Origin of the sequence: Micromonospora sp. NPDC047620, from assembly GCF_043205005.1 — a bacterium.
Classification (GTDB): domain Bacteria; phylum Actinomycetota; class Actinomycetes; order Mycobacteriales; family Micromonosporaceae; genus Micromonospora.
In genome coordinates this window covers 173623-195809 of sequence record NZ_JBIDDG010000003.1, presented here as the reverse complement: position 1 = coordinate 195809, position 22187 = coordinate 173623, and the positions used below count along the sequence as shown (strand labels likewise).

13 protein-coding genes and 1 pseudogene are annotated in these 22187 nt (G+C 73.3%); 6 read left to right on the top strand and 8 right to left on the bottom strand.

All coding sequences use genetic code 11. The features are described from left to right. Positions 1-84: 84 nt before the first annotated feature. The 5 genes from ACGF5C_RS05090 to ACGF5C_RS05070 all read right to left on the bottom strand — a co-directional run bounded on the left by ACGF5C_RS05090 (position 85) and on the right by ACGF5C_RS05070 (position 13042). Entirely contained in the window at positions 85-2022 is a 1938-nt protein-coding gene (locus ACGF5C_RS05090; protein ID WP_393296796.1) for a hypothetical protein, read from the bottom strand. Next, the gene (locus ACGF5C_RS05085) at positions 2019-5837 is read right to left on the bottom strand and encodes a DUF5682 family protein (protein ID WP_393296794.1); all 3819 of its coding nucleotides are present in this window, start codon (positions 5835-5837) and stop codon (positions 2019-2021) included. Before ACGF5C_RS05085 ends, ACGF5C_RS05090 begins: the two co-directional genes overlap by 4 nt. Further along, complete coding sequence (locus ACGF5C_RS05080) at positions 5834-7024, bottom strand: AAA family ATPase (protein ID WP_393296792.1); 1191 nt, start codon at positions 7022-7024, stop codon at positions 5834-5836. Before ACGF5C_RS05080 ends, ACGF5C_RS05085 begins: the two co-directional genes overlap by 4 nt. A gap of 115 nt (positions 7025-7139) precedes the next feature. Continuing rightward, positions 7140-12188, bottom strand: coding sequence for a hypothetical protein (locus ACGF5C_RS05075; RefSeq protein ID WP_393296791.1), 5049 nt, complete (start codon positions 12186-12188; stop codon positions 7140-7142). Further along, on the bottom strand, positions 12185-13042 hold the full coding sequence (locus tag ACGF5C_RS05070) for a DUF4132 domain-containing protein (RefSeq protein ID WP_393296789.1): 858 nt from the start codon (positions 13040-13042) through the stop codon (positions 12185-12187). Before ACGF5C_RS05070 ends, ACGF5C_RS05075 begins: the two co-directional genes overlap by 4 nt. 858 nt (positions 13043-13900) lie before the next feature. On the opposite strand from ACGF5C_RS05070, the gene ACGF5C_RS05065 reads away from it, so the two are divergent. The 3 genes from ACGF5C_RS05065 to ACGF5C_RS05055 are packed head-to-tail and all read left to right on the top strand — an operon-like array spanning position 13901 to position 16274. Beyond that, on the top strand, positions 13901-14548 hold the full coding sequence (locus ACGF5C_RS05065) for a DUF998 domain-containing protein (RefSeq protein ID WP_393296787.1): 648 nt from the start codon (positions 13901-13903) through the stop codon (positions 14546-14548). 56 nt (positions 14549-14604) lie between these two features. Beyond that, a complete protein-coding gene (locus tag ACGF5C_RS05060) occupies positions 14605-14967 on the top strand; it encodes a YciI family protein (RefSeq protein WP_393296785.1) in 363 nt (120 codons plus the stop codon). A gap of 41 nt (positions 14968-15008) precedes the next feature. Then, positions 15009-16274: an RNA polymerase sigma factor gene (locus ACGF5C_RS05055; protein ID WP_393296783.1), complete on the top strand. Its 1266-nt coding sequence runs from the start codon at positions 15009-15011 to the stop codon at positions 16272-16274. A gap of 317 nt (positions 16275-16591) precedes the next feature. On the opposite strand, the pseudogene ACGF5C_RS05050 reads toward ACGF5C_RS05055, so the two are convergent. Beyond that, positions 16592-16918: pseudogene (locus tag ACGF5C_RS05050) on the bottom strand (DNA alkylation repair protein); the annotation flags it as partial. 257 nt (positions 16919-17175) lie between these two features. Between ACGF5C_RS05050 and ACGF5C_RS05045 the strand changes: the two are divergent. Next, positions 17176-17592: a hypothetical protein gene (locus tag ACGF5C_RS05045; protein ID WP_393296781.1), complete on the top strand. Its 417-nt coding sequence runs from the start codon at positions 17176-17178 to the stop codon at positions 17590-17592. Between the two features lie 96 nt (positions 17593-17688). On the opposite strand, the gene helR is transcribed toward ACGF5C_RS05045, so the two are convergent. Both helR and ACGF5C_RS05035 read right to left on the bottom strand, forming a co-directional pair. After that, positions 17689-19833, bottom strand: coding sequence for an RNA polymerase recycling motor ATPase HelR (gene helR / locus ACGF5C_RS05040; RefSeq protein ID WP_393296993.1), 2145 nt, complete (start codon positions 19831-19833; stop codon positions 17689-17691). Positions 19834-20051: 218 nt separating this feature from the next. Continuing rightward, on the bottom strand, positions 20052-20417 hold the full coding sequence (locus tag ACGF5C_RS05035) for a glycosyltransferase (RefSeq protein ID WP_393296779.1): 366 nt from the start codon (positions 20415-20417) through the stop codon (positions 20052-20054). A gap of 111 nt (positions 20418-20528) precedes the next feature. Here ACGF5C_RS05035 and ACGF5C_RS05030 point away from each other — a divergent pair, with 111 nt between their 5' ends. Further along, the gene (locus ACGF5C_RS05030) at positions 20529-20864 is read left to right on the top strand and encodes a hypothetical protein (protein ID WP_393296777.1); all 336 of its coding nucleotides are present in this window, start codon (positions 20529-20531) and stop codon (positions 20862-20864) included. Between the two features lie 324 nt (positions 20865-21188). After that, positions 21189-22100, top strand: coding sequence for a GNAT family N-acetyltransferase (locus ACGF5C_RS05025; protein WP_393296775.1), 912 nt, complete (start codon positions 21189-21191; stop codon positions 22098-22100). The last annotated feature ends 87 nt before the right edge of the window (positions 22101-22187 follow it).

Genomic DNA, 22187 nt, shown 5'->3' with positions numbered 1-22187 from the left:
GCAGGTGGTCCGGGTCACGTTCCGCGATCACCTGGCCTGCCACCCACCGGCCCGGGAGCTCGATCGCCCCCGGATTCCGGCACGTCAGCCAACCGGTGGGCCGATCCAGGAGGACCGGATCAGCTCCCGCTCGGTGGCGGCGAGATGGGCGGTCGCGGCGAGCCAGGCCCAGGCGTACCGGTCCGGGTCGGGATCGGTGAGCCGGCCGAACGCGTCCCGGCCGCGCCGGTCGGACTCGTCGGCGAGCGCGGCGGCCACTGCGGCGGCGGTGGTGAAGCCGGCGCGGCGCAGCGGCCCAGCCAGCGCGGCACCCTCGCCGCGGGCCGCCTCGCCGACGGCGCGGCGACCGCCGGAGACAGCCAGCTCCACCAGCCGGCGGACCCGCCACAGCGGGGACTCCGCAACCGCGTCGGCACCGACGGCGAGAACCGGTTCGGTCATCGCGGCCGGGTCGCGCGGCGGCAGGTGGCCGCCCTGGATCTGGTCGTAGCCGAGGTCCGCCCGGCCGTGCCAGTCCGCCGGCAGCCGCAGCGTCGTGGCGGCACCGGGCACCGGGCCGACCGCGAGCGGGTGCAGCGTGCTGGCCCGGTCCGGGTCCAGCCGGCCGACCACCCGGATCCGCAGGCCCGGCCAGGAGGCGAGCCGCCGCAGGTTGGCCACGTGGGCCAGCACCGGGTGGGAGTTGGCCGGCACCAGCCGGATCACCGGCCCGTCCGGCACCGGCGCGCGATCCGGTCCGGCGTCGGTGGCGGGGGCCAACTCCCGGGCCAGCACCTGGTCACCGGCGGCACCGACCACCATCAGGTCACAGCCGACCAGCGCGATCCCGGCCCGGGCCGGGTCCTCCGGATCGTCGGCGGCGAGTTGGGCGGTCACCACCTCGGCGAGCGGACGGGCGAACAGTTCCGCCAGGGGCCCGGTGGACCAGTCGGTCCCGATGATCGGGGTGGCTCGGACCCCCTTGCCGGCGCCGAGCCGGCCGTCCGGGGAGACGGTGGTGCCGGTGATCCGCAGGCCGCCGCGGGCCAGCACCGCGTGGTTGACCGCGACCGCGCCCATCTCGGTGACCGCCCGGGCGCAGTCCTGTGCCCGGTCCGGGCCGCCCGGCTTCACGTCGCCGAAGGAGAGCCGGCGCCCGTCGGCGGCGACCAGGTGGGTGACCACCCCGGCGTACCCGGTCGCGCTGATCACCGGTTCCCGGCAGACGCCGTACACCTCCAGCGTGCCGTCCGGCTGGTAGGCCCGCCGGAGGGTGCCGACCAGCGCCGGGTCGGGATCGCCGGCGGCCAGCCGACCGGCCACGTACAGCAGGTCGTGCAGCACCTCGACCAGTTCCGCCAGCCGGTGGCCGGTCTGTCGTCCCCGGTGGGCGCGCAGGCCACGTACCGTGCGCAACGCGGCGCTCTCGGCCCGCGGCAGGCCGGCCAGCCGGGCGCTGTGGGCGGCCCGCAGCAGCTCGGCCTGCGGGACCGCGCCGGCGGCCGGGACACCGGCCGCGAGCACCGCGGCGGCTGCCCGCCACAGCGCGCCGGCGGCGGCCCGTTGCGCCTTCGTCGGTGCCGCACTCCGTCCGGCACGACCGGCGCCCGCGCCATCCGTCTTCCCGGTGCGCCCGGCCCTCCCGGTACGCCCGGTGGCCGCGCCGACAGCGTCCGAAGTGGACGACGCGGCGGTGGTGGACACCGGATCGGGGTGGGTAGCCGGATCGGCGACCGGGCAGGCGACCAGGACCGCGGTCCGGTGCAGGCAGCGGGGCGACAGCAGGCAGCTGCACCGCGCCTGGTGCGGGTCGGTGACCGCGCCGGTCGGTCCGGGCGTCAGGGTGACCAGGGCCTCGGCGCCACAGTCGACCGACACGCCGCCGTCGACCTGGCCGACCGGTACACCGGCCAGCCGTTCGACAGTGGCGTCCAGCCGCTTGTGCAGCCGGGGCGGCAGGGCCGCCACCGCCGCGGCGGCGACCCCCGGCAGCACCGGCGGCAACCGGTCGGTGTCCACGGTGGTGGATGTGCGGTCCGTCAACGTGATCCTCCGCGTACACGGTCGCCCACCCAGCGGGCGAGTTCGAGCGGGCTGAGAGCGGCGACCGGCATCCCCGCCGCGACGAGCTGCTCGGCGACCGGTACCGAGTAGCAGGGCACTCCCCTGTCGTTCAGCGCGGCGCAGCCGAGCAGATGCACGCCGGAACTGGCCAGCGTGCGGACCTCGCCGAGCAGCCCCGCCAGCGGGTAGCCCTCCTCGAAGTCGCTGACCACCGCGACGATGGTGCGGCTCGGCACGGTCACCAGCGAGCGGGCGTGGGCCAGCCCGGCGGCGATGTGCGTACCGCCGCCGACGCGCACCTCCAGCAGCAGCGACAGCGGGTCGTCGACCCGGTCGGTCAGGTCGACCACCTCGGTGGAGAAGGCGAGGAAGTGGGTGGACAGGGTGGGCACCCCGGCCAGTACGGCGGCGGTCAACGCCGACCACACCACCGACGCCTCCATCGAGCCGGACACGTCGACCACCAGCACGAGCCGCCAGTCGGCCTCCTTGCGGGTCCGGGTGTTGAAGACCGGGCGTTCCGGCACCACCACCGTCCGGCCGTCGCCGAGCCGCTGGGTGTGCGCCAGGTTCGCCCGCAGGGTACGGGCGAGGTTGATCCGGCCGCCGGGACGCCGGGACGGACGCGGGTTGGTCAGCCCGGTCAGCGCCGGACGCACCTGAGTGGCCAGCTGCCTGGTCAGCTCCTCGACCAGCCGCCTGACCAGTGGCCGCAGCTTGGCCAACTGCCCCTCGGGCAGGCCACCGGCCAGCGACAGCACCGAGGTCAGCAGCTCCATCGAGGGGCGTACCGCGGCCGGGTCGAGTTCGGTGAGCACGTCGGTACGGCCACTCTCGGCCGCCCGGGCGATGACCTCCTCGCGTACCGCGGTGCCGAACAGCGCCTCGAGTTCGTCGGCCCACTCACGCGCGGTCGGGAAGGAGGCCTCCTGGCCGCCGCCGGCCGCCTGGCCGAGGTCGGTGGCGCCCTCGCCCTGACCCGCCCCGTACAGCTCGTCCAAGGCGCGGGCGTAGCGGCGGGCGTCGGTCGGCAACCGGTCGGGTTGGCGGCCGAGCAGCAGCCGCCACCGGTCCGTGGCGGTGAGCCAGGCGGCCGGCGTGCCCGCCCCGGGTTCGACCTCGGCGGCGCCGGTCGGCGTGCCCGGCCCGGCTCCGGCGTCTGCGGCGCCGGTCGGCGTGCCCGGGATGGGGATGTCGCGGGCGACCAGGGCGGCCCGGCCGGCCGCGTCGGCGGCGGCCCAGCGGGCCAGCAGCTCGGGCGCGGCGGACAGGGCCAGATCGAGCCGGTCGCCCAGCCGTTCGGCGACGGTGTGCAGCAGCCGCTCCCGGGCCGCCGGGGTGAGCACGTCGAACCCGCCACGCAGCGCCGGCAGCCGGTCCAGGAACTCGGTGTCGCTGAGCCGCTCGATCCGCTCCAGCAACGGGTCCAGCGCGGCCGGGGCGGACTGTAGCAGCGGGTGCGCCGCGGTGAGCAGACCACCGAGCAGCCGGTGCAGGTGCCGACGGGTGTCCGGCCCGGTCGCCGCGTCGATCCAGCCGGCCACCCGCGTGCCCAGGGTTTCCAGATCGGTCAGGTCGAGCAGCACCCGGGCGGCCAGGGCGGCACCCTGGATCAGCGACGAACCGGCCCGGGCCAGGTAGGCGAGGGCCTCGTCCAGGCGCAGGCCGATCCGGTCCTCGCCGGCCCGGACCGCGAGGTCCACCAGCGCGGCGGCATCGGCCGCGGCGTCGCTGCCGGCCAGGCCGGGCAGCCCGCGGACCGCCGCGTCCAGCAGCACGACGGCCAGCTCGGCGGCCAGGGCACGACCGTCGGCGGTGGTGCCGGGCAGGTGTTCCCGGCGCAGCGCCTCCAGCAGGTCCAGTGCGGCCAGCAGCTCGGGCAGCGTGCCGGTGCCCGGCAGCACCGCGGCGGCCAGCTCGAGCCGATCGGTGACCAGTTCGGGCAGGTCGCACCGGGCGGCGTCGCGTAGCCCGGTGAGCAGCTGTGCGGCGGTGGGGCCACCGTCGGCAGCCTCCCGGCGGAACCGCTCCCGCAGGGTGCCGGCCGCGGCCAGCGCCGCAGTCACCCCGCGTACGCCGACCAGGTCCAGCCGGGCCGCCACGGACGGCGTCCAGGCCAGTTGCCAGCGGGTGGTCAGGGCGGCACCGTCGCCGGTGCCGGACACCGCGATCGGCTCGCTGTAGCCGACGCCGCAGACCTGGAGGCGTTGCAGCAGGATCTCCCGCCGCCCGTCCAGCTCGGTGCGCAGCGGGTCCAGCCGCACCTCGCGGGACTTCGGGCTGTCCGGGTTGGGCAGCCGCAGCGCGGTGAGTTCCGCCTCGACCGCGGGGCCGAGCCCGGACCGCGGCGTACCGGGGGCGACCCGTCCCCGGTCGGCACCGACCAGCACGGTCTCCAGCGCCTTCGCCAGCGCCCGGCCGCGGCCGAGCAGTTCACCCTGACCGAGCACGGTGGTCACCGCCTCCAGCACCTCGCCCCGGCCGGGGGCGGGCAGGTCCCGCAGCCGGGCCAGGTCGCCGGCCAGCCGTACCGTCTCGGCGGCCTCGCCGGTACCGGCGGTGTGACCGGCCGAGCGGAGTTCCCGGCACAGGTCGGTGACCGCCCGGGCGGCGGCGGCCCGGATCCGTTCCGGGTCGCCGGCGGCGGTGAAGACGGACTGCTGCCAGCGCGGGTCGCGGATCCCGGCCGGGTAGCCGGACCGGGAGTCGAGCAGGTCGAACGCGTACGGCACCAGCGAGGTGATCGCCGTGCCGCCGGTGGCGGTGGCCGACCCGGGTTGGGTCGGCACGGACCGGACCGGACCGGTCGGGGCGGCGACGGGCCGGGTGGAGGCGGCGGCGACACCGGCGGTCGACACCGGATCTCCGCCGACCGGGCCGGGCGTCGGGTCCCCGCCGTCATCCACGGTGGACGTCGGGGCGGCACCGCCGGCCGTCCAGGCCGGGCCGGCGTCGGCCGACGGGGCGGTGAGCAGGGCCGGGGCGTGGAAGGCGCCGATGACGGCGGCGACCCGCCGGCCGGCTGCGCCGGCCTCGGCCAGCACCCGGCGCATGTGCCGCTCGCGGGCCAGGTCCCGGGCCGGTACGCCGTCGCCGCTGGCGCTGTCGGCACGCATGGCCCAGCCGACGCCGAGGGCGGCCCGGCGGACCGCCTCGGGCGGGCAGCCGGGGGCACGCACCTCGACCACCCGGTCCCACAGGTCGTCGCCGTCCCGGCCGGTGCCGCTGGCGCTGAGCGCGACGGCGTAGCCGGACCGGCGCAGGCCGGGCATCGGCTCACCGGCGTCCGGGTCGGGGTCGGGGTCGGCGGTCGGCGCGGAACCGGCAGCCGGGTCGGAGTCGATGGCCGGGTCGGTGGTGTCGGCGGTCCAGCCGGGGTCGGCCAGCGGCAGGTCGCAGCAGACCACCTCGACGCCGCGCCGCCGGGCCCAACGGATCGCGGCCAGTTCCGGGGAGAAGTCGGCGAACGGGTAGAAGCCCATCGGCCCGTCCGTGCCGTGGCTGCCGACCAGGGCCAGCGGGGCCCGGGCGGCCGGGTCGGACAGGTACGGCAGCCAGCGCTGGAAGTCGGCCGGCAGCTCGATGCAGACCACCTCGGCGCCGGCGGCGTCCAGCAGTGCCGGGACCACCGCCGCGAGGGCCGGGCTGTGATGCCGCACCCCGATCAGGTACGGCCGGACCGAACCGGCGAGCGCGTCGACCACGGCTCGCGGGTCGGCCGTCGTCGGATCGACCGTCGACGGGCCGGCGCTCGGCGGCGCCGCACCGGTCGACGTGCTGGAAAGGGTCGTCACCGCAGGCTCTCCCGCAGGTCCCAGAGCCGGCGCCACATCGCCGAGCCGTCCTCGGCGCGGCGGCGGACCGGGCCGTCCCAGTAGCCGAGCAGTCGGGCGTGGTCGTTCTGGTCGTCCTTGCGGACCACGCCGAGCAGGTGCCCGGGCACCAGGTCGAGCGCGTCCCCGCCGGGCAGGTACGCGGCGGCCAGGCCGAGCGACGCCGCCACCTGCACCGCCTCGGCGGTGGACATCACCGTGCCGGGCCGTTCCACGTCCCAGCCCTCGCCCGACCGGCCGGTACGCAGGTCGCGGAACACGGTGACCAGGGCGTCCAGCACCGCGTCGTCCACCGTGTACGCCGCACCGGCACGGTGCACGGCGGCGGTGGCCTGCCGGCGGACCAGGTCGGTCTCGGTGTCCGCGTCCGAGATCGGGTGGACGGTCTCGAAGTTGAACCGGCGCTTGAGGGCCGAGGACATCTCCGACACGCCCCGGTCCCGCAGGTTGGCGGTGGCGATCACGGTGAACCCGGGCACGGCGCGGATCAGGCCGTCCTCGGTGCCGGCCAGCTCCGGCACGTTCATCCGCCGGTCGGACAGGATGGACACCAGCGCGTCCTGCACCTCGGGCAGGCAGCGGGTGACCTCCTCGATCCGGACCACCCGGCCGGTGCGCATCGCGGTCAGCACCGGCGAGTCGACCAGCGCCTGCGGGGTCGGGCCCTGGGCGAGCAGCAGGGCGTAGTTCCAGCCATACCGGAAGGCATCCTCGGTGGTGCCGGCGGTGCCCTGCACGGTCAGCGCGCTGGTGCCGCAGACCGCGGCGGCCAGCAGCTCGGACAGCATGGACTTGGCGGTACCGGGCTCGCCGACCAGCAGCAGGCCCCGCTCACCGGCCAGGGTGACCACGCACCGCTCGACCAGGCTCCGCTCACCGACGAACTTCGGCGGAATGGTCATGCTGGCCGGCAGTTCGGTGCCGTCCGGACCGGTGCGCCGTTCGGCGGGCAGCTTCAACGCCTCGCCGTCGCTGCCCCGGATGAAGGTGACCACGGCACGCGGGGTCAGCGCCCAGCCCGGCGGCCGGGCTCCGTCGTCGTACGCGGCCAGGAAGGCCAGCTCGTCGGCGTACCGCTGTTCGGCGGAGAGGACCTGGGCTGCGGTCTCCGGCGCCGCGGTGGGGCGGACGTGTTCCGTCACGGTCACGGATGTTCCTCGATCTCTCTGGTTCGGATGGGGTGTGCGGGACAGGGGTCGGCGGCGGGGTGGTGCCGCGACGGCCGTGTCGGTCGTCGCGGACGCCACCACCCTCCGGGTCGGGTCAGCGGCGGGTGCCGCGGGTGGGCAGGTTGTCGAACCGGGGCCGGTCGCCGTCGCGGAGGCGTTGCCAGGCCCGCCGGTAGAGGCCGGCGGCCGGTTCGAACGGCACGGTCACGCCGAGGCCGGCCGTACCGTCGGGCGCGAGGTCGAACAGGGCGACCTTCCAGCCCTCGATCGGTGCCTGCCCGCTGCCGCGCTCCAGCCACGGGCCGGGCAGGAACAGCGACCGGCCGGCCCGGGACCGACTGGCCTCGATGACCAGGTCGGTGCCGGCCAGTTCGGCGCGGGCCGCCTTCAGCCGCGCCGGCTTCCAACCGGTCCACTTCGCCGTGTTGCGGTCGGTCGGGTCCGGCATGGCCAGCAGCATCAGGTACACCGCCGCCGCGTCGGCGCCCAGGCCGTGTTCCCCGGCCGCCTCGGCGACCAGGTCGGGCACCGACCGGGTCGGATCCTGCGGCCACCAGGCCCCGTCCGCCGCCCGCGCGCCGCCGTCCGGCTCCCCCGCATCGCCGAGCAGCGCCGCGAACCGCGGGTCACGGACCAGGCGCAGCGCCACCTCCATCGGATACGGCTTGGCCGCGTCCCGCCGCAGCGCGGGCAGGTACGGGTCCGTCCCGTCGGCGTCGAGCAGATCCGGCCGCAACGCGGGCGACGGTTGGCTGTCGTAGGTGGCCAGGACGATGGCACCGTACCGCTCCCAGCCAGGGCCCGTCTCCGACGGGGTGCCCGCCACCTGTTGGAACTCGGGCAGGGAGACGTACTGGTCGAGGTCGAGCAGCAGGTCGGGGTTGGCCAGCCGGTCCCGGACCGCGGCCAGCGCGGCCGGCAGCGCGGCCCGGCACGGGTCGCCGGCCGGCGTGTGGTGGGCGACCCAGGCCGCCAGGGCGACCGTGGAGCGCAACACCTCGCCGGTGAAGCCCACTGCCCGGCCGTCGACCTGCCGGGCCCGGTCGCCCTTGATCTGGAAGGCCAGGTCGGTGCTCAGCTCGACCGAACGGGCCGGGTCGAGCAACGCCGGCAACGCCCTCGCGGGTCCCCAGCCGTGACGGATGGCGCGCACCGCTTCGGCGAGCAACTGTTCGGGCACCACCACCCGGCGCCCCAGGGCGGCGTTCCAGACCGCTGCGGCGGCGGCCACGTCCGGACCGTCGGCCCACAGCCGAGCCGGGTCGTCCGGCAGCAGCGCCGAGACCACGGCTCGCCGGACCTCCGGGCTGGCCTCGTCCAGCACCCCGAAGGCCAGCTTGACCTCGCCGACCTGCTTGACCCCGAGCGCCTTGCGCAGCTCGGTCGGCACGGTGTTCGACGAGTCCACGTACGGCAGGCCGGCCAGCACCAGCTTCGCGGCGGTGGGGGTGACACCCGTCAGCTCGGCGAACTGCTCGGCCGCTTCCGGCCGCCACGGCAGTGGGCCGCGCGCGGCCCACTCGGTGAGGAAACCGCCCAGCCAGCCGGCCGGCCGTTCGTCACCCACCGGCGCCGAGGACTGCACCGTGTACGGCTCGGGAACGGCGAACACGCCGGCCGGGTCGTGGTACAGCGCCTCGGAGAAGTAGCCGGTGGCCGTGCCGCTGGAGACGAAGACGGCGATGAACGCCCCGTCGGGCAACGGCAGGATGCCCGGCCGGGGGGACCGGCGCGTGCCGTCGGGGTTGTTCAGGTCGTCGTCCAGCAGGTGCAGCCTGAACCGGCGCCACCGGGCCGGTTCGGCCGCCGTGCTCAGGTCGAGCCGGTCCAGCTCCGTGAGCAGGGCGCGCAGCGTCTCCCGGTGCTCGTCGGGGGTGACCGCCGCGACGGCCCGGTAGGCGACGGCCGCGACACCGCCGAGCAGGGACCACCAGTCCAGCGCGGACGGCAGCGACGGTCCGTCGAGGTGCAGCCGTACGGCGGGTTCGCTCCCGGTGGTGCCGGACCGCTGGGCGGCGAACGCCTGGAACTGGGTGAAGGCGCGGACCGAGCGGGTCACCCCGTAGGTTGAGCCACGCAGACCGTCCAGCGCCATGTTGAGCTGCTCGTCGGTGGGCCCGGTCGCGGTGGCCACCGGCGCCACCGCCTTCGGCGCGGACAACGACCTGGTGAGCCGCTCGGTCACCGCGTCCAGGTCGGTGCGCACCCGGGCGGCCAGCCGCAGCAGCCCGGCCACCCCGGCCAGCACCGCGTCGTGGCTGACCGTCGGCAACGTCGAGCGGACCAGCTCGACCAGCGCGTCCTTGTCGTCCGCGTCGGCGGTGGATGGTCCGGTGCTGGAGGCGCCGGCCGGTGTGCCGACCATGGACGCCGGGACGGCGACGGGAAGGCCGGTGATGGCCTGCGTGGCAGCGGTCAACCGCGGTCCGTTCGCCGCCCGGGCTGCGGCCCGCGCGGCCTCCTCGGCCAGGGCGGCGCGGCGTTCGTCGAGGGCGACCTTGAGCAGCACGTCGGCGGTGTCCCGGTCCACCCGGCGCAGTGCGGTGGAGCCGGCCGGGTCCCGGGGCAGCATGTTGCCGAGGAACTTCTGTCCCGGCAGCGGGACCGCGTCGGGGTTGTAGCCCCCGCTGCCGGCGGCCGACACCACCCCGTCCGGGTCGACCAGGACGAAATCGTCGAGGACGGCCCGCGGCCGGTCGTCGCCGGGCAGCACCAGCGCCGCGACCGGCTCCTGTCCCGAGGCCACGGTGACCGTACGACCGGCCAGGTCCTCGCCGCGTACCGAGCCGTCCGGCAGAGTGACCACCCGCCAGCCGAGCAGACCGTCCACCGGAACGGCGGCCGGGGTGGCCCGGTCGGACAGGGCTGGCCGCAGCCAGCTCGCCGACTCCTGGAGGTGGCTTCCGTCGACCGGAAGGTCGGCCAGGAACCGGGGCAGGCTGCGCCGGCCGTGGGAGTTGCTGACCGCGTCGTACTCGCGCCAGCCGTAGGTGTCGTCATCCTCGCCGCGGAGGTAGACCCAGTGGGAGGTGCCGTCGGTGATGACCGGCAGCTCCGCCGGGACAACGGTGTCACCTGCGTGCAGCACTCCGCCGCCGGTGGTCCGCCCGCCGCCGGCCAGCGGCAGGGTGATCTCGTTCCGGCGCTCCTGGCTGCCGTGGCGACGGCCGTGGATGGGCTGCGGCTCGCCGGGCGACGAGTGCCAGTAGCCGCGCAGGTCGTAGCCGAGCGCCTCGGAACGCCAGTAGACCAGCAACTGGCCGTCGACGTAGTGGTAGGCGGGCTGGCCCCACATGTCGCCGGCCGGGATGCGCAGGTCGTGGCGGAGCACGATGCCCTCGGCGCCGAGCACGCGCACCGTCGTCGGCCCGCCCAGGATCACGTACGGCCAGGCTTCCTGCCGGGTCACCTCGACCTCGTGGTCTCCACCGGTCACCTCCTGCCAGGCCAGCTCCCAGTCCGGCCAGCCCAGCTCGTCGATGATCCCGCCGCGCAGGCTGCGGGCGACGTGTTCGGCGAGGTCAACGTCGAGGGCCTGCCTGAGGCCGCCGCCCTGACCGGGGTCACCGTCGAGGTCGTCGGACACCAGGCGCAGCGCCTCGACCGGGAGACTGCCCAACCAGTCCACCGACTTTGGCAGGTACGGCAGTCCGGTCGCGAACCGGTCGCGGATCCGGGCCCGCAGCCAGCCGGTCAGCGAAGGCCGGATACCCGGCGTCCCGGCCAGCCGGCGCAGGGCGGCCTGCTGGTTGTCGAGCTGGTCGAGGCCGCGGCGCAGGGCCCGGGTGAACCGGTCGTCGCCGGCCACGGCGAGCAGGTCCCGCTCTCCCCCAACCCTGACCCATTGCGCCAGGTCCAGGGCTTCGCGCTCCTTCGGCGGGGCCACCGGCAGGTCGAGGGCGAGCAGCAGGTCGAGCAGGTCCAGGTCGCCGTCGGCGGCGAGGGTCTCGCCGCTGTCGGTCAGTTCGGCGCGCAGCCGGTCGGCCATCCGCTCGACGAGCGGGTACAGCTCCGGCACCCGTCGGCGGTGGTAGCCGGATTCGGCCCGGTTCACGAAGCGGCGCAGCCAGCCGACGGAGCCGTCCTGCGGGCGGGCCGTGTCCGGCACGTCCGGTTCAAACAGTCCGGTGAGCGCACCGGTGTCGGTCAGCAGGGCCAGCCACGTGACCAGGTTGTCCCGGTCGGCGGGCATCAGGTCGAGCAGGCTGCCGCGGATCGCCGGGTCGCGGCCGGCCAGCGCCGCCACCGCCGGCAGGTGCGCCTTCCACCAGCCGGCCGGCGCCTCGGCGGCCACCGGCAGCCGGAGCAGCTCGGCCAGGTAGGCCGCCTCACGGTCGGCGACGGCGGCGCTGGCCTTGCCAGCGGCCTTGGTGGCGGTCCGGACCAGCCGGTTCACCGCGGTGGCCGACTGCGCGGACGGAACCACGCCGGCAGCCGCGGCCCGCAGCGCCAGCCGGCAGAACCGGTCCAGCGCCTCGTCGGCCGGCAACTGGGCGGACAGCTCTTTCGCGTAGCCGGCCAACGCGGTCGCGGACACCACCTTGGCCGACGCGAACTCCAGGTAGACCTCGTCCAGCCGGTTCAGGTCGACCGGCAGGCCGTGCTGCGCCTCCGCCTTGCGCGCCTTGTTGAACAGCTGCGTCGCGTAGGTGTCCTGCCCGGCGGCCAGGAACACCCGCGCCGCCTGCTCGAAGAACGTCGGCAGGAAGTGCGGCAGCGTACGGGCGAACCGGTCGGCGACGGTCTGGTGCCCGTCCAGGGCGGCCTTCGGCCGCGACCGTACCTGCTTGGCCAGCTTCTGCAACTCCGGCACCACCGCCAACGCGTGCCGGCCGTCCGCCGCGTGGTGCACCAGCACCCACTCCGGGAAGGCCAACGGGCGGCGCGGGCCCAGCCCGACGACGGCCGGCTCGGCACCCGGTGCCAGGCCGAGGAACCCGACGGCGATGTCCTCCCCCTCGCCGAGGGCGGCGTCGACCAGGCGGACCACCGGCCGGTCGTCGAGGGCCGGGTGCCGGTAGGTGCGGGCGGTGAGGGGCACCGCCCGGTCGCCGGCCCCGGCGGTGTCGATCGGCAGCACCGCGCCGGCGGTGAGCAGGCTCTCGGCCGAGTCCTCGCCCGACATGGTCGTCATCCCGGTCACGCCTTCTTCCCCGTTCCGGTCACGGCGCCGGACAGGGCCGTCGCCATCCGCATTCCTTCCGACCAGGCCACCGGCCCGACCTCGGTCAACCGCAGCGTCGGTCCGTCTACGACGGACCAGGAGAGGTTGCCCAGAGTCGCCTCGGAGTCCCAGTAGTCCTCGTCGAACCGCATGGCAGCCTCGACCGTGCGTCCGGCCTCCCAGACCCGGCACTTGACCTGCGAGCCGGAGACCCGGAAGCCGAGCGTGGCGGCCCGGGCGGCCAGCCGGTTGGGGACCGTGGTGCCGCGGAAGTCGGTGATCGTGGTGTCCCGGTCCTTCAGGTCGGCGGGCTTGCCCCAGGTGCCCCGGTGCAGTTGCTCGACCCGCTGGGTGACGTCCAGTTCGTCGGCGAACTCTCGCAGCTCTGCCAGGTCGGGCAGGCGCACCGGGTGGGGCAGCGTGGCGCTGGCCGGCGAGAGCCGGACGGTCTCCCCGTCGAGGTTGACCACGCGCAGGTCACCGGTGTCGGTGACGTCCCGCAGGAAGCCCGGCTCGGCCGGGTCGTCCCCGAGCACCACGAGGTCACGCAGCGCGTCCCGCCAGGCCGGGTCCGGCCAGACCCGGGCCAGCAGCCCGGTCGGCACCGGCAGCGAGGACACCACCCAGGTGTCGACCCGGGTCAGGCATTCCGCGGTGTGCCGGTCCAGCCACTGGGCGAGCTGGCGCAACCGGTCCACCTCGGGGGTGTCCCGCAGCACCTTCGGCAGAGTCTTCAGTGGACGGCCGGCGGCTCGCGGGCCTGTGGCCCGCGCCGTCACTTTTCCGTCCAGGAGAGAGATCTCGTACGAGTCTCCCACCGGTAGCCAGCCCATCAGGAATACCCTCCGCAGTGGCAAATTAGCCAGATTTCGTGAGGAATCGGCCACGATTGACAACGCAGGGCACGCTAACAGTAGTGACCGACACGACATCGGCCCGGCGGCGGGGTACTGGGGGCCAGGGCCGGGCGGGACGAGCAAGACGGACCTGCGGGACTCGCAGGTCCGTCCAGTCCGGGGGCACTGTGAAGGGTCAGGCGTGGCCCGAATGAAAGGCAAAACGGTGACTTAGGTCACAGTAGAGCGTCAGCGGCTGGGGTGGCCGGGGTCCTGCCGCCGAGGCCGGCGGCGGTTGATCGAAGCGGGCCGAATTGTCAGCCGAGGCCAGCCCAGTCCAGCAGCTTCGGTTTACGGCATACCGCTCCTCAACGCGGCGATCCGGAAGACCTGCTCATCGACAACGGCGGCCATCCCTGTCCATGCAACACGCCCATCGTGGGCAAGTCGTACACCGTTCCTGTGGACGCAACCCCGCCCGGTCGCGTCCTGCGGCGTGGGCAGGCGGGCCGCCACATCGGCGAGGATGCGTTCGTGGTCCAGGAGCAAGTTGGTTTGTTCCGGATTGGCAGGTATGGGGCGCTTCGGTGCGGTCTTGCCGGAGGGCGTGCGACAAAGCCTGCTCACCGCGTCGGGCTAGAAGCTGATCACGAGCGGTGGCGGGAACCCGGCGGCGGATCGGCGTGTGCGCGATGCGGGCGGGCGCTGCTGGCCCAGGCGCCCAGCACGCCTCCCGCTACGGAACAGCCTACGAGCAGGCAAAACAGAAACTTCAAAAAATCTTGAAGGCCTTTGTCGAATCCGGGTCACCGCGTTCGAGGCCTAGGTAGAGACCTCGAAAGAAGGAGACAGGACATGAACCCGCACTGCACCCCCGCCGTCCGGACCACCAGGTCGCTGCTCGGCTATGGCGTCGTCGCGGGCCCGCTCTTCGTCGTGGTGGCCCTGGCCCAAGCGCTGACCCGGGACGGCTTCGACCTGAGCAAGCACGCGTGGAGCCTGCTCGCCAACGGTGAACTCGGCTGGATACAGATCACCAACTTCATCCTCACCGGCCTGATGACTCTTGCTGCGGCGGTCGGCCTGCGTCGGGCGCTGATGTCCGGACGGGGCCGCACCTGGGCCCCGCTGCTGATCGCCATCTACGGTCTGAGCGTGATCGGGGCCGGCTTCTTCCGCGCCGACCCGGCGCAGGGTTTCCCCGATGGTACGCCGGAGACCACGACGATCAGCTGGCACGGCATGCTGCACTTCATGGTGGGCGGAGTCGGCTTCCTGTGCCTCATCGCGGCCTGCTTCGTGCTGGCCAGCCGCTTCGCCGGCGACGGGCGACACGGGCTGGCCTGGTTCTCCCGCATCACCGGGGTGGTCTTCCTCGCCGGGTTCGCCGGCATCGCCAGTGGCTCGCATGGCCCCACCACGCTGGCCTTCGTCGCAGCGGTTCTGACCACCTGGGCCTGGATGACCACGGTTTCCGTCCACCTCTACCGCACCGCTGCCTGACACCACCAGTAAACCCAGATACCGCCAGCAACAAGGAGGACTCGATCATGCGCTACATGGTTCTGCTCAAGGGAAACCAGCCCGCGACCCCGCCGCCGGCGGAACTGATGGACGCCATCATGAAGCTCGGCGCGGAAGCCTCCGCGGCCGGTGTGCTGCTGGACACCGCAGGCCTGGCCCCGAGTGTCGCCGGCGCCCAGGTGCGCCTCTACGGCGGCAAGCTGAGCGTCACCGACGGCCCGTTCGCCGAGGCGAAGGAGACCATCAGCTATGCCCTGTACGAGGTTCGGTCCAGAGAGGAGGCAGTGGAATGGACCTCCCGGTTCGTGAAGCTCCACCGCGACCTGTGGGAGGGCTGGGAAGGCGAGGCCGATGTGCTGAAGGTGTTCGGCCCCGAGGACTTCGGAAGCCCCGCCTGAGGTACGCCCAACGTTCCCGTTGAGTGCGAGGATCGGTAGCTATGACAGCTACCGATCCTCGTCGCGTCGTGGAGGCGGTCTGGCGCATCGAATCCGCCCGGATCATCGCCGGCCTGGCTCGCATCGTCCACGACGTCGGCCTGGCCGAGGAGTTGGCTCAGGACACGTTCGTCATCGCGCTCGAGCAGTGGCCGGTCACCGGCGTTCCGGACCACCCGGGCTCCTGGCTCATGGCGACGGCGAAGCATCGGGCTGTCGACGTGTTACGCCGGCAAAGACGGTACGGGCAGAAGCTTGCCGAAATCGGAAGGGCGACGCCGGACGCGGAGGACCCCGACATTGCCGCGGAGCTCGACGACTACGTCGGCGATGACCTGTTGCGGCTCATCTTCACCACCTGCCATCCGGTGCTGTCGGCCGAATCCCGGGCCGCGCTCACCCTCCGGCTGCTCGGCGGGCTCACCACCGACGAGATCGCCCGGGCCTACCTGGTCCCGGAACCCACCGTCGGCCAACGCATCACCAGGGCCAAGCGGACGCTCGCCGACAGGAAGGTGGCGATCGAACTGCCACCACCCGCGGAGGCCGCCGATCGGCTGGCCTCGGTGCTCGAGGTCATCTACCTGATTTTCAACGAGGGTTACGCGGCGACGGCCGGTGACGACTGGATGCGGCCCTCGCTCTGCGAGGAGGCGTTACGACTGGGCCGGATCCTGGCCACGCTGGCGCCGCAGGAGCCGGAGGTGCACGGCCTGGTGGCCCTGATGGAACTCCAGGCGTCGCGCACGCCGGCCCGTACCGGCCCGGACGGGGCCCCGATTCTGTTGCAGGAGCAGAACCGGCGGCGCTGGGATCGGCTACTGATCCGGCGGGGACTGGAGGCGCTCGCCCGTGCCGAAGGCACCTTCGGGCCGTACGTGCTGCAGGCCTCCATTGCGGCCTGCCACGCCCGCGCGACCCGCCCGGAGGAGACCGACTGGAAGCGGATCGCGGCGCTCTACGAGGTGCTGGCCCACGTCTCGCCGTCGCCGGTAGTGGATCTCAACCGGGCGGTGGCGGTCGGCAACGCCTACGGCCCCGCGCGGGGGCTGGAGATCGTCGACCGCTTGGTGTTGCCGAGCTATGCGCTGGTCCCGGCGGTCCGCGGCGACCTGCTAGCCAAACTAGGCCGCACCGCCGAGGCCCGCAACGAGTTCGAACGTGCTGCGGTAATGACCCGCAACGCCCGCCAGCGCAGCCTCTTTGAAGCCCGGGCCGCGGCGCTGGAGTGCGGGGCGCAGCGATCTGAGCCTGAGATTAACCCTTGAGCTGCTGCTCAACCTTCGCGTCGTATCCACTATTGATTTCCTGCCGACTGGATAGTGGGTTCGCGGGGGCCGGGTGCCACCCACGGGACGGCCGGGATCAGGGATGGTCATTTTCGGCCTACTGGCCGGAGTGCACAGATGTCGGCGCAGTATCGAATCCCGGCGGGCCCGACCGGGGTGATCGACCGCCCAGCAGGGATCGTCTTCTCCCGCGGGAGAAGTTGTCCTACCATCGACGCCACGTGAAACATCCGCGACCGTCGTGCAGCACCTGCCGACGTTGTTGCCCGGGATGGTGTTGCCGTGCGGATCGGCGGTCATTGCTGCCGGCGTAGCCGCAGGTAGAGTCGACGTTGTTCGGGCTCGAAATGTTCGATCGCGTACCGCAGCATCACGCGGGGCATCGTGGCGGCGTGCCGGTCCAGGAACGCGGCCAGCCCGGGCCGGTCGTGTTTGCCGGTCTCCCGGATCATCCCGCCGACGACCTTGCGGATGAGATCGTGCGGGTCGTGGACAAGGATCTCCGCGATCCGGTAGGTGTCGTCAAGATCGCCGGGGCGGATGAACGGCATCGTGGCGTAGACCGCGATCCGGCGTTCCCACCATCGCTCGGAGCGGGCCAGGTCATAGAGCACGTCACGGGGAAACACGACGCCGGGGACGCCCCATTGAAGACGTCATCGTCGCCGGGTCGGAACTGCCGCCGGGCCGCCTCCTGGTCGACTGGCGAGCCGTAGGCTGCAAGCCGGTCCAGGAAGCACGCCGCGGTCAGGCCGTCGGTCACGCGGGACGGATCGGCTGCACGATCTCGGTACTTCACTCGGTCGGGCTGGGCCAGGCGGACGGGTCCAGCGGTTCGGTCGGGTCGATCCACGTGTAGACCTCCCATGGCCAGGCCGTGATGATCGGCGACATCCCACGGGACCCGAGGCCGCCGGGCCGGTTCGGGCACAAGGACCCCGACCTGGACGCCCGGCTGCGTAGTGCGCCAGGGCCGACGCGCCGCGCGGCCCTCACGCTGGTCGCGCGGGCGCTCGCCGACCGGTTCACCTTCAGCGACCCGGAGGCAGTGGCCTCGGCGGTGGACTCGATCGAGCGAGGGGTGCCACTCGCCCCGGAGATGCGTACGCGGATGTTCCGCTCGCGGTCCACTGGCGACGGTGGGGCCCGCTCGGCCGTCCACGGGCTCTACGCCGCAACCGCCCTGCCGGGCCAGCACGCGGACGAACCGCTCGACCTGCTCGACGCGGCCACGTACGCGATTCCCGACGAATGGCCCCGCCTGCGCCGGGCGATCGACGGGCTGCTGCACGGCTGACCCTTCGAGAGTGCCGGCCGAGTCGACGGTGTCGATCAGCAGCTGTCCGGATCCGACGCTGTTGAGACGCTCGCTCGGCGGCATGCGGTGGGAAGATCAGGAGTTCGTGAGGATGACGAGCTGCTGGGTGGCTCGGGTCATCGCGACATAGCGGTCGACCGCTCCTTCGATGCCCTCGCCGAACGCCTCCGGGTCGACGAGGACCACCAGGTCGAACTCGAGCCCCTTCGACAGCTCCGGGCTCAGCGACCGGACGCGGGACGTCGCCTGGAACGTGGGATCGCCGATGACGCAGGCGATCCCCTCGGCGTGCGCGGCGAGCCAGGCGTCGAGGACCGAGTCCAGATCCGCAGCGGATCCGTGTACGACGGGGACGCCGCTGCTGCGGATGGAGGTCGGCACGTTGGCGTCCGACAGCGCGGCCCGGATGACCGGCTCGGCTTCCGCCATGACCTCTTCCGGCGTCCGGTAGTTGATGGTCAGGGAGGCCAGGTTGGTCCGGTCGAGCCCGATCCGCTCGAGCCGTTCCTGCCAGGACTCGGTGAATCCGTGCCGGGCCTGGGCGCGGTCCCCGACGATGGTGAAGCTGCGCGACGGGCAGCGCAGCAGCAGCATCTGCCACTCGGCGTCGGTCAGTTCCTGAGCCTCGTCGACGACGATGTGCGCGAACGGGCCGGCGAGCGGGTCCCGATCAGCGCCGGGCAGTCCGGTCTCGTCGACCAGGGCGTCCCGCAGGTCCTGCTGGTGCAGCATCGTCATGAGGCCTTCGCCGTCGTCGTACGCGGCGGATGCGATCAGGTCGTCGACGACCGTGGCCATGTGCTCGCGCTGGGCGGCGACGGCGGCGTCGCGCCGATGCCGGCGTCGTGACGCCTCCGGGTCGCCGAGCCGCTGCCGCGCCGCGTCCAGGAGCGGCAGGTCGGACATCGTCCAGGCCCGCGCGTCGCCGCGCTGCAACTTTCGTACGTCGTCGGGGCTGAGCCAGGGAGCGCACCTGCGCAGGTAGGCGGGGACCGACCACAGGTCTGCGACGAGGTCGGCCGGGTCGAGCAGCGGCCAGGCGCGGTAGAAGGTCGTGAGCAGCTCCCTGTTCCGCAGCAGCGACCTGCGGACCACGTCATCCGGCTCGTCGCCGTCGTACTTGTCCATCAGGATAGTGAGCAACTCCTCCCAGATCTCGTCACGCGCCTCGTTGTGCGGGGTAGCGGGCCCCGGCGCCTCGAACGCCTCGGCCCAGTCGTCGGCGCTCAGCCAGATGTCGGACTCGTCGGTCGTGACCGTCATCCCCTTGGCCGGCGGCTCCTCGTAGAACCTGACGGCCGCCTCGATCGCCTTCACCAGGTCCGCGGACGACTTCAGCAGGGCCACGGCCGGGTCGGTCTCGACGGTTGCCGTGGCGCCCTCGGGGACGAGGTCCCGCAGGGTGCAGGTCTGCACGTCCTCCTCACCGAGGCTGGGGAGGACGTCGGCGACGTAGGCCAGGTAGGGCTCGTGCGGACCGACGAACAGCACGCCGCCCCGGCGGTGACCGAGGCGAGGGTCGGCGTAGAGGAGGTAGGCGGTGCGGTGCAGAGCGACGACGGTCTTCCCGGTGCCCGGACCGCCGTCGACGACAAGCGCGCCGCTCGACCCCGCGCGGATGATGGCGTCCTGGTCGGCCTGGATGGTGCCGAGCACGTCGCGCATCCGGGGCGACCGGGTGCCGCCCAGGCTGGCGATGAAGGCGGACTGGTCGTCGAGCGCGGCGTGCCCGTCAAGCCCGTCCGAGGTGAACACCTCGTCCCAGTAGTCGCTGATCCGGCCACGGGTCCAGCGATACCTGCGGCGGCTTGCCAGACCCATCGGGTTGGCGTGGGTCGCCCCGAAGAACGGCTCCGCCGCCGGGGAACGCCAGTCGAGCAGCAGCCGGCGACCCGCGCCGTCCGTGAGGCCGAATCGTCCGACGTACACGGGCTCGGAGCTGTCCGCGCCGACCATGCGTCCGAGGCACAGGTCCAGACCGAAGCGGCGCAGGGCGCGTAGGCGAGCGGTCAGCCGGTAGATCTCCTCGTCGCGGTCCATCGCCCGCCGGCCCATCCCGCCGGGCGCCTTGCGCGCGGCATCGAGGCGGCCCGACAGGTCGGCGATCGACCGCTCGAGGCTCTCCGCGATGGCCGCGAAATGCTGCTCGTCGGCGGCGACCAGCTTCGGGTCGGCCTTGGCAGCGAGGCTGTCGGGAAGGTCAAACGCGCCGGTAGTCAGCGAGTTCACGTGATCAGCTCCGATCTGAGGCCGCTTGCATCGATTGCGCGGCAGGGCGTCTAAGCGGCGTGACGAACCTGGGGGCCGTGACGAGCAACGCTCCGCCGGACGCGGATCCGTGGCCGTTGTCGGTTCAGGTCGCCGGAGTTCGCAGGTTTTCGTGTTCCGGGTTCCGCTCGGCGATCCCGCGTGGTTCACGCGGACACCGGCGGCGTCTCTCAGCTGGCCGCGTCAAGCAGCAGCTTCGCGGCCACCGTCGCTCCGTCGGTGCGGATCGTCCGGGCCACGGCGGTCGCTCGTGGGCGGGTCTCGGGGGCCAGGGCCGTCCTGAGCGCGGCCGACAGGGACTCGAAGGTGGGAGTCGCACCGTCGTGTGCCGTGCCGATGCCCAGGTCGGCCACCCGGCCGGCCCAGTACGGCTGGTCCGCCGCCTGGGGTACCACCACCTGGGGCGCGCCGGCCCGGGTGGCCGTCGTGGTGGTGCCCGCGCCGCCGTGGTGCACGACGGCGGCCACCCGGCCGAACAGTGCCTGCTGGTTGACCTCGTCGACGACGAAGCAGTCGTCCCGGTCGTCAGGTCCCACAGCACCCCGTTGTCGGTCACCTCCGGCGGGAACGGCCGGCCCGGATATGCCAGCGGCGGGTGGTGCGGCGACGGCAGGGTGAGCTGCTGGAAGGTCACGGACACGGAGCGGATGCCCAGTTTTTCGGCCACCGACCGCGCGCCGGCCGCAGCCGGCATCAGGCCGGTCGCCACCAACGCATCGCATCCCTCGGCCGCCTCGGTGACCGCGTCGAACTGGCGGGCGATCAACTCGGCCGCGCGCCGGGGCAGGGATGACGGCGGCGGCGCTCCGCTCGTCAGCGCGCGCCGACAGACCGACCGGCACCAGCGGCACGCCGACACCGGCCAACCGCTGCGCGAAGTCCTCGTCCGGCGGCGCGCACACCCGCACCTCCGCGCCGAGTTCCCGCAACCGCACCGCGAGTCCCACCAACGGTTCGACGTCCCCGCGCGACCCATACGTTGACAACAACACACGCATTCCGCGAATCTCCCATTTCCGTAGGTTCTGGCCTCGGCCGGCAATTCTGCGGCACGACCCGGGTCTTGCCACAAGCCCCCGGGTGCGCTATACGTTGAGAGTGGCAGGGAGTGGAGACTCTCTCCTGGATCGCCGCTGTGGACAGACAAGCCTCTCGTGAAGCGACGGCGCGCCGCGTACGGCGGCGTGTTCGACCCGCACCAGCACGCCGAAACCCGGGTCGGGGTAGCCCGTGTCGCTCAACAGCCACGTTCTCGACGGCGCAGAATCCAGGTGCCGCTGGGGCGTGGCGGCGGATAGCTTACGCAAATGAGCGCAATCCCGATCACCGGACCGCACCTGCAGTTCCACACCGATCCAGCTGAGTTTCTTGCCGCGGCCGGCGACTACCTGGCCGCCGACCCGGTAGTCAGCACGGTCGTGACCACCGTTGCGCACCGACTGTCGTCGCAGCGCGCCGCTGGGATCGTGCAGCCCGACCGTAATTGGTGGCTGGTGATCAGGGACGAGTCCGGCGCCGTGGTCGGTGCCGGGATGCGGACGGCGCCGTTTGCACCCTATCCGCCGTTCCTGTTGCCGATGCCTGACGAAGCGGCCGTGGCCTTGGCCCACACGTTGCACGAGCGCGGGGAGCAGGTGCTCGCGGTCAACGGTGCCCTTCCTGCCGCTGAACTGTGCGCCGCTGAGCTGGCCCGACTCGGCGGAGACCGAGTCCAGGTCAATCTGCACACGCGGCTGCACGAACTCGGCGAGCTGGTGTGGCCGGCGAGTGTGCCCGGCGGCTTGGAGGTGGCGACCGAGGACGACTTGGAACTGGTTACGGAGTGGTTCGGCGCGTTCACGGGCGACGCCGACGAACAGGCCGGCCGCCAGCGCGGTGCCAGTGCCAACGAAATGCCCGACCGTGCGGAGATGCTGCGCCGGCTACAAGGCGGACAGTTCTGGTTCTGGGTCGACGAGACCGGGCAGCGGGTGCACCTCACCGGCGCCAACCCACCGTCGTTCGGGGTCGCGCGCGTGGGGCCGGTATACACGCCGCCGACCCAGCGCGGGCGCGGTTGGGCCAGCAACGCGGTCGCTGAGGTTTCCCGGCGGATCCAGGCCGAAGGTGCACGGGTGTGCCTGTTCACCGACCAGGCAAACCCAACCTCCAACAAGATCTACGCCGCCCTCGGCTACCGGCCGGTGGTCGACATGGCCAACCTGGCCATCATTCACTGACGTCGAACGTATCGCGGTGTGGACCAGCATCCGGCACGCCTCCACGCCGCGCCACAAAACGTCGCCGGTCTGCCGTCGTTCGCACTG